7 protein-coding genes are annotated in these 14,810 nt (G+C 64.7%); 5 read left to right on the top strand and 2 right to left on the bottom strand.

What is annotated here, in order from left to right; genetic code table 11:
- Positions 1-10: 10 nt before the first annotated feature.
- Complete coding sequence (gene malQ / locus QX039_RS05685; protein ID WP_315771978.1) at positions 11-1,963, bottom strand: 4-alpha-glucanotransferase; 1,953 nt, start codon at positions 1,961-1,963, stop codon at positions 11-13.
- A gap of 351 nt (positions 1,964-2,314) precedes the next feature.
- Between malQ and treS the strand changes: the two genes are divergently transcribed.
- The 5 genes from treS to treY are packed head-to-tail and all read left to right on the top strand — an operon-like array spanning position 2,315 to position 14,401.
- On the top strand, positions 2,315-5,620 hold the full coding sequence (treS, locus tag QX039_RS05680; RefSeq protein WP_315771977.1) for a maltose alpha-D-glucosyltransferase: 3,306 nt from the start codon (positions 2,315-2,317) through the stop codon (positions 5,618-5,620).
- Positions 5,617-7,755 (top strand): 1,4-alpha-glucan branching protein GlgB, encoded by a 2,139-nt coding sequence (glgB, locus tag QX039_RS05675; RefSeq protein WP_315771976.1) that lies wholly within the window; start codon positions 5,617-5,619, stop codon positions 7,753-7,755. Before treS ends, glgB begins: the two co-directional genes overlap by 4 nt.
- Positions 7,756-7,759: 4 nt before the next feature.
- Complete coding sequence (gene glgX, locus QX039_RS05670) at positions 7,760-9,835, top strand: glycogen debranching protein GlgX (protein WP_315771974.1); 2,076 nt, start codon at positions 7,760-7,762, stop codon at positions 9,833-9,835.
- A complete protein-coding gene (treZ, locus tag QX039_RS05665; RefSeq protein ID WP_315771972.1) occupies positions 9,832-11,598 on the top strand; it encodes a malto-oligosyltrehalose trehalohydrolase in 1,767 nt (588 codons plus the stop codon). Before glgX ends, treZ begins: the two co-directional genes overlap by 4 nt.
- A 1-nt stretch (position 11,599) precedes the next feature.
- Positions 11,600-14,401, top strand: a complete 2,802-nt coding sequence (treY, locus tag QX039_RS05660; protein WP_315771971.1) for a malto-oligosyltrehalose synthase — start codon at positions 11,600-11,602, stop codon at positions 14,399-14,401.
- On the opposite strand, the gene QX039_RS05655 is transcribed toward treY, so the two are convergent.
- Positions 14,402-14,713: a polyhydroxyalkanoic acid system family protein gene (locus QX039_RS05655; RefSeq protein ID WP_315738666.1), complete on the bottom strand. Its 312-nt coding sequence runs from the start codon at positions 14,711-14,713 to the stop codon at positions 14,402-14,404.
- Positions 14,714-14,810: the final 97 nt, after the last annotated feature.

Here is a 14,810-nt window from a genome sequence, read left to right as displayed (position 1 = left end):
TCCCCCCGTTCTAAACGCCGGCCGGGCTGATCCGTTCGGCGGTCGCCGCCTTCAACGCCGCGACGCTGGTCGCACCGGCGATGTTCTCGAGCTTGATCGGCATCTTGCGGCGCCAGTTCGGATGCTCGTCGATCGTGCCGGGAATATTGGGCTGATCGACCACTTCCAGCAGATCCTCCAGGGAAATCACCAGCAGCCGGGACCGCGTCCGCGACAGGAAGGCGATCGCTGAGTGGACGTCGTTGGCTCGAATGCCGTTTTGGCGGAGCACCTCGTCCCAGAGCCCCAACGCATCCCAGCGATCCTGGTCGCTTTCACCGGGATCGATGCCCAGCCCGCGTTTGGTCTTGAGATCGCCGAACGAGCGCCAGCCGGCGTAGGTCGAGAGATCGTGGGTATTCAGCGTCACCAGCGCATTCGGCGGATAGAAGTCGACATCGCGGAAGCGCCCGTTGTCGTCGCGTTCGAAGATCATCACCTTGTAGGACCACAGTCCCCAATCGGCCATCTGCTCGCGAAAGCCCTCCGGCACGGTGCCGAGATCCTCGCCGATGACGATGCATTCGTTGGCGACGCTCTCGATGACGGTTGCGGCGAGCAGCGCCTCGAACGGCATCTGCACGTAAGCGCCCTGCTTGGCCGGAAATCCGTGCGGCACCAGATAGAGCCGCTTCAAACCGAGCACATGGTCGAGCCGGATCGCGCCGGCATGCCGCATCGACGCCCGGACCATTTCCCGGAACGGCTCGAAATTCTTCAGCGCCAGTCCAGGCGCGTTGAAGCCGGCGAGCCCCCAGTTCTGCCCGACCGTGTTCAAGGGATCGGGCGGCGCCCCGACCGACAGCGTGCGCGAAATGGCGCCCTGCTCGTTCCAGGCATCGAAACCGTCGGATTGAACGCCGACCGCGACGTCGAGATACAGACCGACCTTCATTCCCAGCCGCTGCGCGAGATCCCTGCAATGGCTCAATTGTCGTTCGGCGAGCCACTGCACATAGGCGACGAAATCGGCCTCCCTCCGATCGGGGCCGCTGAGCAGCGCCGCGCAGCGCCCAGCATCGGGCTGCCGCCACTCCTCGGGCCAGTCCCACCACGGCTTCTGGAAGCGATGCCGCAACACCTCGAAGCAGGTGAAGCGCGCCAGCAGATCGCCGCGCTCGGCGCGGTAGGCCTTGAACTCCGCCGCCGCGGCGGCGCCGGGCGCAGCCATGAAGGCGTCGAAGGCCGCGCGCAAGGCCGGCCATTTCAACGCCGCCACTCCCTTGTAGTCCACCAGCTCGGCCTGCCGCAGCGGCTCGAGCACCTTGCTGTCCGGCCCCTTCGCGAAGCCGGGCGCCTGCTCCACATCGACATAGAGCGCATTCAGGAACAGCCGGCTATTCGGTGCATAGGGGCTGAAATCGCCCGGCCGGTCGTCGAACAGCGCGTGCAGCGGATTGAGGCCGACGCCATCGGCGCCGAGCTTGGCGCAAAGCGTGATGAGATCGGCAAGATCGGTGAAATCACCCATGCCCCAGTTGCGACCGGATCGAATGCCGTAGAGCTGGACCGCCAGCAGCCAGACGCGATCGAAATCACCGCCGAAGGCCTTCGCCGGCGCGACCAGCAGCGGCAGCTCCTCGCGGTACGACGACGCATCCACCAGCTCGAGGCGATAGCTGCCGACCGGCAGATCACCCGGCCACTCGACCAGGGCCTCAGCGGCCTGCCCGGAGACTGTCTCAGCGTCGCCACGCCTGATGGTCCACCTGACTGGCAGCTTGGCCGCCTCGTTGAGGCGGCTGCGCGCCGGCTGCCCGGACCGAATCACGACCGCGCCGCTCAGCAGCCGACGAGGCGTGGGCCTGGGAAAAGCCTCAACGATGATCTTGAGCGCCGCTTCGTCGGTGACACGACGCTGCCCCTGACCATCGTAGAATTCTGTCAGGATTCCGAGACTATGGGCTTCGCTGTAGAGATCCATTCGGCACGCGATCTGGACGTAACGGGAGACGTACGTCGTAAATTGTTGTGGGACGGCAAGAAGATAAGCCCCTAACGCCGCGGCATGGCCGTCGTTCCCGGGGAACAAAACGAGCCTTGCAGCTTTGTAAGGGGGTCGTCTCGGCTTCTAGCGAACCGGGACGCCGTTTTCTTGTCAATGGCATCACCGTGAACAAATTTGCGCACACGTTCGAGAGCGTCACCCCCAAGGACGCTTTCTCCCCTATTCTGCCCTCTTTTGAGGAGAGCCGCATCTGCCGAGACCGAGACATCTTTCGAGACGCCTCCGATCGCAGCTGCATCATCATCCTCTCTCCTAGGTGAGGGCCTCGTGAACCTGATGTCATCCCTGGATTCGCCGAGTCTGCAGACCGAGACCGACGGCGACGGTCTCTGGTACAAGGACGCGATCATCTACCAGCTGCACGTCAAGGCGTTCGCCGACAGCAACAATGACGGCGTCGGCGACTTCGCCGGCCTGACCGACAAGCTGGATTATCTGCAGGACCTCGGCGTCACCACGCTGTGGCTGCTGCCGTTCTACCCCTCGCCCGGCCGCGACGACGGCTACGACATCGCCGATTACGGCAGCATCAATCCCGATTTCGGGACGATGAAGGAGTTCAAGCGCTTCATCCAGGAGGCCAAGCGGCGCGGCCTGCGGGTGATCACCGAGCTCGTGGTCAATCACACCTCCGACCAGCATCACTGGTTCAAGCGCGCCCGGCGCAGCCCGCCCGGCTCCAGCGCCCGCAACTGGTACGTCTGGAGCGACACCGACCAGAAATATCTCGGCACCCGAATCATCTTCACCGATACCGAGAAGTCCAACTGGACCTGGGATCCGGAGGCCGGCCAGTTCTACTGGCACCGCTTCTTCTCGCACCAGCCGGACCTCAATTTCGACAATCCGCGCGTGGTCAACGCGATCATCCAGGTGATGAAACGCTGGCTCGATGCCGGCGTCGACGGCTTCCGGCTTGACGCCATCCCCTACCTCTGCGAGCGCGACGGCACCAACAACGAAAACCTCCCCGAGACGCATGCGATCATCAAGCGCCTGCGTGTCGAGCTCGACAATTACGCCAAGGACAAGCTGCTGCTTGCGGAAGCCAATCAGTGGCCGGAGGACGTTCAGGAATATTTCGGCCAGGGCGACGAATGCCATATGGCCTATCACTTCCCGCTAATGCCGCGCATCTACATGGCAATCGCCCAGGAGGACCGCTTCCCGATCACCGACATCCTTCGCCAGACGCCCGACATCCCCGCGACCTGCCAATGGGCGCTGTTCCTGCGCAACCATGACGAGCTGACGTTGGAGATGGTGACCGACGTCGAGCGCGACTATCTGTGGTCGACCTACGCCAACGATCCGCGCGCACGCATCAATGTCGGCATCCGCCGCCGCCTCGCGCCGCTGATGGACAACGACCGGCGCAAGATCGAGCTGATGAACTCGCTGCTGATGTCGTTTCCGGGCACGCCGATCATCTACTACGGCGACGAGATCGGCATGGGCGACAACATCTATCTCGGCGACCGCAACGGCGTACGAACGCCGATGCAATGGACTCCCGACCGCAATGGCGGCTTCTCGCGCGCCGACCCGGCGCGGCTCTACGCGCCGATGATCATGGACCCGGTGTACGGCTACGAGGCGGTCAATGTCGAGGCGCAGTCGCGCAGCTTGTCGTCGCTGTTGAACGCCACCAAGAAGCTGATCTCGGTGCGCAAGTCGACGCTGGCCTTCGGCAGGGGCACCATGACCTTCATCCGCCCGGCCAACCGGTCGGTGCTGGCCTATGTCCGCCAATACAAGGACGAGGTCATCCTCTGCGTCGCCAACCTGTCGCGCTCGGCGCAGGCGACCGAGCTCGATCTCTCGCCGTTCAAGGATCGCGTCCCGATCGAGATGCTCGGCCGCTCGCGCTTTCCCGCGATCGGCGAGCTGCCTTACATGATCACGCTCGCGCCCTACGGATTCTACTGGTTCCAGCTCAAGGAGCGCGAGAAGTCGGAGCCCATCATCCAGCGCGCGGTGCCGGAGTTCGAGACGCTGGTCGTGCCGCTCGGCTCGACCTGGGTATCGCTGGCTCGCACTCGCAGCGTGTTCGAACGCGACGTTCTGCCCGGTCATCTGGCGCGCGCGCGCTGGTACCCCGAGCGCTCGGCGGACGCGATCCATCCGACGCTGACCTCGGCGATCCCGTTCTGCGACATCGGCGACAACCGGCCCTGGCTGATCTTCTTCAAGGCCGCTGAGCGCGACGACAAGCTGCGCTATCTGCTGCCGATGCAGATCGAATGGGTTCGCTTCGATCGCGATCGCTACAATCCGCAAGCCTTTGCCGCCGTGCGCCAGGGCGCTCGCGAGGGAACGCTGCTCGATGCAGCGACCAGCCCGATCTTTCTTGCGCTGCTCCTGCACAATCTGAAGCAATCGCTGACGGTCGAAGAAAACGGGGTGCGCCTCGAATTCCGGCCGACGTCGCGGTTTCCGGACAAGCCAATCCGCGAATCCGAGCAGGTGCGCGTGGTCGAAACCGACCGCTGCAGCAGCAAGGCGGTCGTCAACAACGAGTTCTTCATCAAGATCCGCCGCGAGCTGGAGGCCGGCCCGCATCCGGAGATCGAGATCGGCCGATTCCTCACGGAGGCGGTGGGCTTCGCCAATGTCCCGCCGCTGCTCGGCAGCATCGAGGTGATCCAGGAGGGCGAGCGGCAGACCGTCGGCTGCGTCCATGGTTTCATCGAGAACCAGGGCGACGGCTGGACCGTCAGCGCCGCCTATCTCGATCGCTACGTCGACGACCAGCGCGTGTTCGCCGCGAGCGGCGACGTGCGGCAGAGCGAGGAGCTGTCGCCCTATCTGCGCTACATGGCGCAGGCAGGCCGTCGCGTCGGCGAACTGCATGCGGCGCTCGCCTCGCGCAGCGACGTCGCCGATTTCGCGCCCGAACCCACGACCGCAGATCATCTCGATCACTGGATCGACCGGCTGCGCGCCCAGGCCGGACGGGTCCTGACGGACCTGAGCGAGCGCCGCGATCACCTCAAGGATCCGGAACGAGGGCTGGTCGACCAGGTGCTCGCCAGGCGCGGCGAGTTGTCGGAGCGCCTCAGCAGCCTGATCCCGCACCATGTCGGCGGCTGCGACATCCGGCTGCATGGCGATTTCCATCTCGGCCAGATCCTCATCGTCAAGGATGATATCTTCATCATCGATTTCGACGGCGACGAGGAGCAGCCGCTCGCCGAGCGCCTGCGCAAGGCGCCGCCGGCCCGCGACATCGCGGGCTTCCTGCGCTCGATCGATTGCTCGGTCCGCGTCGCGCTCGAGCGTGCTCTGAGGGCAGGCCCGGACGATCACGGCCGGATCCCCGCCGCGCTGTCGGAATGGCGCGACCAGGCTGTTACGGCCTTTTTGACGGGCTATCGGGAGATCAAGGCCAACCAGCGCCTCTGGCCGGACGATCCGCACACCGCGGAGGCGCTCCTTAACTTTTTCATGCTGGAAAAAGCCCTCGGAGCGCTCGAATATGATCTGGCTCACCGGCCGGACTGGTTGCGTGTCGCATTGGGCAACCTGCTTCGCGTCCTGTCCGAGCCAGCATCAGCCAGCGAGTCCTCATGACCCATCTTTCTCCCGAGGCGTTTGCGATCATCGAAGGTCGGCATGCCGACCCGTTTCGCTATCTCGGTCAGCACAATGTCGACGGGCGGACCGTGGTGCGTGCCTTCCTGCCCGAGGCCTCTCGGGTCGAGGTGGTCGGCGAGCACGGCGACGTCGCCGCGCTGACGCGCATCCATGATGCCGGCCTGTTCACCGGGACCATGCCGTCGCTGCAGCGCTATCGGCTTCGGGCGACTTTCGGCGACCACGTCACCGACCTCGAGGATCCCTATCGTTTCCTGCCGATCCTGAGCGATTTCGACCTGCATCTGCTCGGCGAAGGCAACCATGAGCGGCTCTACGACAAGCTTGGCGCGCATCCGATGGTGCTCGACGGCGTCGATGGCGTCGGATTCGTCGTACTCGCACCCAATGCACGTCGCGTCAGCGTGGTCGGCGATTTCAACTTCTGGAATGCGCGGCGCCACCCGATGCGCGTCCGCGGCAACGGCTATTGGGAGCTGTTCATTCCCCGTGCCAGGGCCGGCGACCACTACAAGTTCGACATCATCGGCCCGCAGGGCGAGCACCTGCCGCTGAAATCGGACCCGATGGCCTTCGCGGCCGAGATGCGTCCCAAGACCGCATCGATCGTGGTCGACGAGACCATCCTGCCGCGGCCGCGGCCGGCGCCACATGACATCAACAAACTGAATCGACCGGTCTCGATCTACGAGGTGCATCTCGGCTCCTGGCGGCGCAAGGACAACAACCAGTGGCTGACCTATCGCGAGCTCGCCGAGCAGTTGCCGGCCTATGCACGCGACATGGGCTTCACGCACATCGAATTCCTGCCCGTCAGCGAGCATCCGTTCGACGGCTCCTGGGGCTATCAGCCGACCGGCCTGTTCGCGCCGACCAGCCGCTTTGGCAGTCCTGAGGATTTCTGTGCGCTGGTCGATGCCTGCCACCGCGAAGGCCTTGCGGTGTGGCTCGACTGGGTGCCGGGCCATTTCCCGGATGATCCGCACGGCCTCGGCCATTTTGACGGGACAGCGCTTTACGAGCACGCCAACCCGATGCAGGGCCGGCATCTCGATTGGGGCACGCTGATCTACAATTACGGCCGCACCGAAGTCGCCAACTTCCTGCGCTCGAACGCGCTGTTCTGGCTGGAGCGCTACGGCATCGACGGCCTGCGCGTCGATGCCGTAGCCTCGATGCTCTATCTCGACTACAGCCGTCCCTCCGGCGGCTGGATCCCGAACAAATATGGCGGGCGCGAGAACCTCGAGGCGATCGAGTTTCTGCGTCGGACCAATATCGACGTGTTCGGTCATTTCCCGCAGGCGACCACGGCTGCCGAGGAATCCACGGCGTGGCCGCAGGTGTCGCGCCCAGTCGACATGGGCGGGCTCGGCTTCGGCTACAAGTGGAACATGGGCTGGATGCATGATACCTTGCGCTACATCAGCAAGGATCCGATCCACCGCAAATATCACCACGGTGAGATCCTGTTCGGCCTTCACTACGCCTTTTCGGAAAACTTCATCCTGCCGCTGTCGCATGACGAGGTCGTGCACGGCAAGCGCTCCATTCTCGGCCGGATGCCCGGCGACGACTGGCAGCGCTTTGCGAACCTGCGCGCCTATTACAGCTTCATGTTCGGGCATCCCGGCAAGAAGCTCCTGTTCATGGGCTGCGAGCTCGCCCAGGAGCGCGAGTGGAATCACGACACCTCGCTCGACTGGCATCTGCTCGGCGATGCCAAATATGCCGGCATCCAGGCCCTGATCCGAGACCTCAACCATCTCTACCGCAACGTGCCGGCGCTGCATGAGCGGGACTGCGAGCCGGACGGATTCGAGTGGCTGATCGCCGATGACGCGGACCGCAACGTGTTCGCCTGGGTGCGAAAGGGCTTCGATGAGCACGCGCGCTGCGTCGTGGTCGTGAACTTTTCGCCCAACGTGTATTACAATTACCGGGTCCGCGTGCCGTTCGGCGGCAAATGGAGGGAAGCTTTCAATTCCGACTCCCTGCATTATGGCGGCAGCAATGTCGGCAATGTCGGCCAGGTCCATGCCTCTGAAGAACACCAGCTCAACCTCATCCTCCCGCCCATGGCAGCGGTATTTCTCGTCCCGGAAGCCTGACGCAATGCGTCTGGCCGCAGGAAGCCACGCCCGTCTCGGAGCAACCTGGGACGGACGGGGGACCAATTTTGCCTTGTTCTCCGCCAATGCCGAGAAGGTCGAGCTCTGCCTGTTCGACAGCCAGGGCCGGCGAGAGATCGAGCGGATCGAATTGCCGGAGCGGACGGAAGATGTCTGGCACGGCTATCTCAACGACGTCTCGCCGGGGCAGCTCTACGGCTACCGCGTCTACGGGCCCTACGAGCCGGAGCGCGGCCACCGCTTCAATGCCAACAAGCTACTGCTCGACCCCTATGCCAAGCGGCTCGCCGGCCGGCTGGTCTGGAGCGATGCCCATTTCGCCTACCGCGCCGGCTCGCCGCGCGAGGATCTCTCGTTCGACCGGCGCGACAATGCCCGCGGCATGCCCAAGGCGGTCGTCATCGACGAGACCTTCAACTGGGGCCGGCGCGAGATGCGGCCGCAGATCCCGTGGGAGGACACGATCATCTACGAGGCCCACGTCAAGGGCCTGACCAACAAGCGCGACGACGTGCCGCCCAATCTGCGCGGCACCTATGGCGGACTCTCCTCGCCCGCGATGATCAAGCATCTGAAGCGGCTCGGCGTCACGACGATCGAGCTGCTTCCGATCCACGCCTTCATCGACGATCGCATGCTGGTCGAGAAGAAGCTGGTCAACTACTGGGGCTACAACACCATCTCGTTCTTCGCGCCGGAGCTGCGCTACGCGCAGGACAATCCGCTCGATGCCTTCCGGACGACCGTGGCACGGCTGCACGATGCCGGAATCGAGGTCATGCTCGACGTCGTCTACAATCACACTGCCGAAGGCAACCATCTCGGGCCCACCCTGTGCTATCGCGGCATCGACAACGCATCCTACTATTGGCTGAAGCCCGACAATCCGCGCTTCTACGACGACTTCACCGGCTGCGGCTCGTCCGTGAATCTCACCCATCCACGCGTGCTGCAGATGGTGATGGACTCGCTGCGTTACTGGGTCGAGGTCTGCCATGTCGACGGCTTCCGCTTCGATCTCGCGACGACGTTGGCGCGCGAGAAGCATGGCTTCGACCGGCGCAGCGGGTTCCTCACCGCGATCCGCCAGGACCCCGTGCTCGCCGGCGTCAAGCTGGTCGCAGAGCCCTGGGATGTCGGCCTCGGCGGCTATCAGGTCGGCGCCTTTCCGTCGCAATGGTCTGAGTGGAACGACCGCTATCGCAGCGCCATGCGCCGCTACTGGAGCGGCGAAGGCAGCCTGATCGGCGAGGTCTCCAGCCGCATGACCGGTTCGTCCGACATCTTCAATCACGACGGCCGCACCCAACGCGCCAGCGTCAATCACGTCACCGTCCATGACGGCTTCACGCTGGCGGACCTGTTCAGCTACAACAGCAAACACAACGAGGCGAACGGCGAGGACAACCGCGACGGCTCCAACGACAACCACAGCAACAATTGCGGCCATGAAGGCCCTACCGACGACGCAGCGATCAATGCGATGCGCCGACGGTTGCGCAAAAATCAGCTCGCCTGTCTGTTCCTCGCGCAGGGTCTGCCGATCCTGCTCGCAGGCGACGAGGTTGGCAACTCGCAGCACGGCAACAACAACGCCTATTGTCAGGACAACGATGTCGGCTGGGTCGACTGGAGCGGCATGGGCCGCGAGGGCGACGACCTCATCGACTTCATCGCGCACATGACCGAGCTGCGCCGTCGCTTCGGCCAGATTCGCGCGCGCCGCTGGCTGGACGGCCGCCGCTCGGACGGCAGCTTCGGCGTGCTGTGGCTGACGCCTTCGGCAGAGGAGATGACGCAAACCGACTGGACCTTTCCCGACGGACGATTTCTCGCCTACGTGCTCGCCCCGTTGGAACAGGAGCAGGCTCCGATCTTTATCGTTCTGAATGCAGCGCCCGAAGAGATTGGATTCAAATTGCCCGAGCTCGCCGAATACAAGACGTGGCAGCAGGTCCTCGACACCACCGAAGCCCAGCAGAAGCAGGTCGATTTCACCGCCGGGGCCGACCTCAAGGCTCCGCCCCGCTCCGTGCTGGCGTATGCGGGCCTGCCATGAGCCCCCGTCAGTTCGGACCTCGCATCACCGGGAAAGGCACGACGTTCCGGTTGTGGGCTCCCGCCGCCAAGCGCGTCGATCTGGTGCTCGACGGCAAGCACGAGATGCAGCGCCTCGACGGCGGCTGGTATGCGCTCGAGGTCGCCGGCGTCGGCGCCGGCACGCAGTATAAGTTCCGCATCGACGACGAGCTCGACGTTCCGGATCCCGGCTCGGATTTCCAGCCAGAAGACGTCTCCGGTCCGAGCGAAGTCATCGATCACCGCGCCTACACCTGGCGCTCGGAAAACTGGCGCGGCCGCCCGTGGCAGGATGCCGTGTTCCTGGAAAGTCATGTCGGTACCTTCACGTCGGAAGGCACCTACCGCGCGATGATCGACAAGCTCGATCACCTCGTCGAGACCGGCATCACGGCACTCGAGCTGATGCCACTGGCGGATTTCGCCGGCCGGCGCAATTGGGGCTATGACGGCGTGCTGCTCTACGCACCCGACAGCGTCTACGGCCGGCCCGACGACCTGCGGGCGTTGATCGACGAGGCCCATTTGCGTGGGGTGATGGTGTTTCTCGACGTCGTCTACAATCACTTCGGCCCGGAGGGAAACTACATCGGCCTGTATGCACCGACCTTCTTCACCGATGCGCATACGCCATGGGGCAGCGCGATCGACTACCGGCGCGCGGAAGTGTGCGCCTTCGCGATCGAGAACGCGCTGCATTGGCTGACGAATTATCGCTTCGACGGCCTGCGCTTCGATGCGGTCAATCACATCCTGTCCAACGAGGGTGAGATCCCGATGCTGCACGATCTGAGCGCGGCGGTTGGCAAGCTTGTCGAGGCAACCGGGCGGCACATCCATCTTGTGCTCGAAAACGGCGACAACCGCGCCAGCATGCTGGATTCCGCGGAGGAGCCGCCGCGCGGCAAATTCCGCGCGCAGTGGAACGACGATTATCATCATGCCTGGCACGTCATGCTGACGGGCGAGAGTGGCGGCTATTACGGCGACTACCAGCAGGCGCCGCGCCGCGATCTCGCTCGCGCGCTCGCCTCCGGCTTCGTCTATCAGGGCGAACCGGCGGCATTCTGGGGCGGCGATCCGCGAGGTGAGCCGAGCGGTCATCTGGCCCCCGGAGCGTTCGTCAACTTCCTGCAGAACCATGACCAGATCGGCAATCGCGTGTTCGGCGACCGGCTCGAGGCGCTGGCGCCGCCGCAAGGGATCGCGGCGGCGCTCGCGGTGACGCTGCTGGCGCCGACCGTGCCGATGCTGTTCATGGGCGAAGAATGGGGCTCGAAGCAGCCGTTCCCATTCTTCTGCGACTTCCAGGGCGACCTTGCGCATGCCGTGCGTAAGGGACGCCGCAAGGAGTATGAGTGGGCATACGCCAAACATGGCGACGAGGTCCCCGATCCGCTCGACATCGAAACCTTCAAGTCCGCGATCATCGACTGGGACTCCCGCAATGAGTCGCCGGGGCGCGAGCGTCTGGCGCTGGTGCGCGCGCTCCTCGCCGTGCGTCACAAGGAGGTTGCGCCGCGGCTTCCGGGCGCAAAATTCGGCGACGCTGATGTGACCGATGACGGTCGCCTGACCGCGCATTGGGAGATGGGCGATGGCAGCAGGCTGACTCTGCTCGCCAACGTCTCGGACAAGGAGCTCGCGGCTTCGCCGAACGGCGTCCCGGGCACTCCGATCTGGGGCGGCACGCCTGGAGACCGACTGCCGCCGTGGTCCGTGTTCTGGAGCATCGGAGGATAGCATGCCTCCGGCCGTCCCCCTCGCGACCTATCGCCTGCAGCTCACGGGTGATTTCAACTTCGAAGCGGCCGCGCGCGTCGTGCCGTATCTGAAGGCGCTCGGCATCAGCCACGTCTACGCCTCGCCGTTCATGACGGCGCGGAAGGGCTCGACGCATGGCTACGACATCACCGATCATTCCAAGCTCAATCCCGAGCTCGGCGGCGAGGACGGCTTTGCCAAACTGAGCGCGGCGCTCAAACAGCACGATCTCGGCCTCATCCTCGACTTCGTGCCGAACCATGTCGGCGTGCATTTCGACGACAATCCATGGTGGCTCGACGTCCTCGAATGGGGCCAGGCTTCGCCGCACGCCGCCTCGTTCGACATCGATTGGGACCAGTTGCCGTATCGCGCACGCGGCGGCGTGCTGCTGCCGATCGTCGGCACCTCCTACGGGCATGCACTCGAACATGGCGACATCGAGCTGCGCTATGATCCAGGCGAAGGCTCGTTCTCCTGCTGGTACTTCGAGCATCGGCTGCCGATCGCGCCCGAGCGCTACGGCGAAGTGCTGCGCATCATCGTCAAGGAGGCAGGCGCAGAAAGCAGTGAGACCGGCAGGGCGATCCTGGAGCTCGCCTCGCGCTATCAAGGCCTGCGCCATCCGAACCGCAAGGAAGCGCCGGCATTCAAGGCGGCCCTCAAGGCCATTCCGGACGCCGCCGACGTCATTGCCCGCGGGATCGCGGCCTACAAGGCCGGGCCCGAGCGTCCGGCACAGACGCTCGCCCTGCATCATCTGCTGGAGAGGCAGCACTACAAGCTCGGCCACTGGCGGCTCGCCTCCAGCGACATCAACTACCGCCGCTTCTTCGACGTCAACACGCTGGCGGGCCTGCGCGTCGAGGATGCCGGCACGTTCGAAGCGATCCACCGGCTGGTCAAGACGCTGATCTCCGGCGGCCAGTTGCAGGGATTGCGGCTCGACCATATCGACGGCCTGCGCGATCCCGCACAATATTTTCAGCGCCTGCGCCGGCTGATCCGCGACGCCCGCGGGCCGGCCGCGGGGCCGTTCTACGTCGTGATCGAGAAGATCCTCTGCAAGCAGGAGAAGCTGCCGCGCTTCGCAGGCGTGCACGGCACCACCGGCTACGAATGGATGAACGTGGTCATCCAGCTTTTGATCGACGGCAACGGCCTGGAGCCGCTCGACGAGATCTGGCGCCAGATCAGCAACAAGCCGCCGAAGCTGGCGCCGGTGATAAAGGAAGCCAAGCGACGCGTGCTTGAGACGCTGCTGACCAGCGAGTTCACCGTGCTGACGCGCCTGCTGGCGCGCATCGCCAACGGCCACTACTCCACGCGCGACTATTCGGAAGACATCCTGCGCCAGGCGCTCGAACTGTATGTTCTCCACTTCCCGGTCTATCGCACCTATCTCACCACAGCCGGTCCGACCGAGACCGACCGCAAGCTGATCGACCACGCCATCGCCGGCGCCCGCGCCGAATGGTTCGCCTCCGACGGCTCGATCTTCGAGTTCCTGCGCGACGCGCTGACCATGGATCTCATCAAGCGCGACCGCAGCACCAACCACAGCGTCCCGCGCGTGCGCCGCTTCGCCCTCAAGGTGCAGCAGCTCACCGGACCCATGATGGCGAAGTCGCTGGAGGACACCGCGTTCTATCGCTTCCACCGGCTGCTCGCGCTCAACGAGGTCGGCGGCGATCCGGCGGCGCATGCTCTGGCGATCGCCGACTTCCACAAGCTGATGCAGGACCGCGCCAGGCATTGGCCGCACGGCATGACCGCCACCGCCACGCACGACACCAAGCGCGGCGAGGATGCGCGCACGCGGCTGGCCGCCATCACCGAGCTGCCCAACGACTGGACGTCGTCGGTCGCGCGCTGGAAGACCTTGAACGCGCCGCACGTCATCACGGATGGCAAGATGCGCGCGCCCTCGGCTGCGTTCGAATACATGCTGTACCAGACGCTGGTCGGCATCTGGCCGGCAAGCGGCACCGACGACACCCTGCCCGATCGGCTGCAGGCCTATGCGCTGAAAGCCGCGCGCGAGGGCAAGGAGGAGACCAGCTGGCTCAATCCGAACGAGGCCTATGAGAACGGCCTGCGCGCCTTCATCGAACGCATCCTGGACCGCGACCGTTCGACCGAGTTCCTGCAGTCGCTGGAGACTGTCGCCAGACGGCTGGCGCTGCTCGGCGCGCTGAACTCCCTGACGCAGCTGACGCTCAAGGCGACCATGCCGGGGGTGCCCGACTTCTACCAGGGCACCGAATTCTGGGACCTCTCGATGGTCGATCCCGACAATCGCCGCCCGGTCGATTTCGCCGCACGCGAACAGGCGCTGCGTGCGTGCGAGAGTCCCGACTGGGCGCACCTCGCGGACCATTGGCCGGATGGCCGCATCAAGCTGGCCTGGACGCGGCGGCTGCTCAGGCTGCGTAACGCGATGTCCTCGGTCTTCACGGACGGCGCCTATGAGCCGCTCGAGGTGAGCGGACGTCATGCCGATCACATCATTGCCTTCGCACGGCGGCGCGGGCGCGACGCCGTCATCGTCGTCACTGCGCGCAACTTTGCGCCGTTTACCGACGCTGGCCGGGTGTGGCCCCACGCGGATGATTTCGAAGCCGAGGTTCATGCCCGCGGTTACACATCTGCGGACATGCAGAACGGCATGGTCGCGGTGTCCTCCATCTTCACGCACGTGCCTGCAGCAGTGATCCCGGCGCGGACTGATGCGGCAGCCCACCCGGCTGGTCGACGCCAGACAGCGGCAGCGCCGACCTGATCAGCTCTTCTTCGTCAGCAGCAACTGGCCGCGGTTACGGATCGCGGCCTGCGCCGCCTCGGCAAAGCGCTGCAGCAGCCAGGGCAGCACGACCTCGACACGCACGTGATCGTCGGCGACGTCGACATGGCCCGACGCCGCCTGACCGAGCGCGCGAACGCGAAAGATCATCTTGTCGCCCTCCCAGCGCTCTTCGTCGACCTTCAGGACCGGAACGCTGGTCGCGGCGCGGCTGAGACCGGCCTGGAGCCGGCGCACGGCCTCGTCCTTGCCGAGGCGATGCGGAATGGAAACGACAAGCGGACTTGACATCGCGATCTCCTGACCAACAACCGTCTTCATGTAGTCATCGGTGGATGCGACCGCAAAGACACACGCTGCATTTTACTTGTTCCCATGCGGAACTTTC

Source organism: Bradyrhizobium sp. SZCCHNR1043, assembly GCF_032489675.1.
Lineage (GTDB): Bacteria > Pseudomonadota > Alphaproteobacteria > Rhizobiales > Xanthobacteraceae > Bradyrhizobium.
This window is presented reverse-complemented; position numbering and strand designations above follow the sequence as displayed.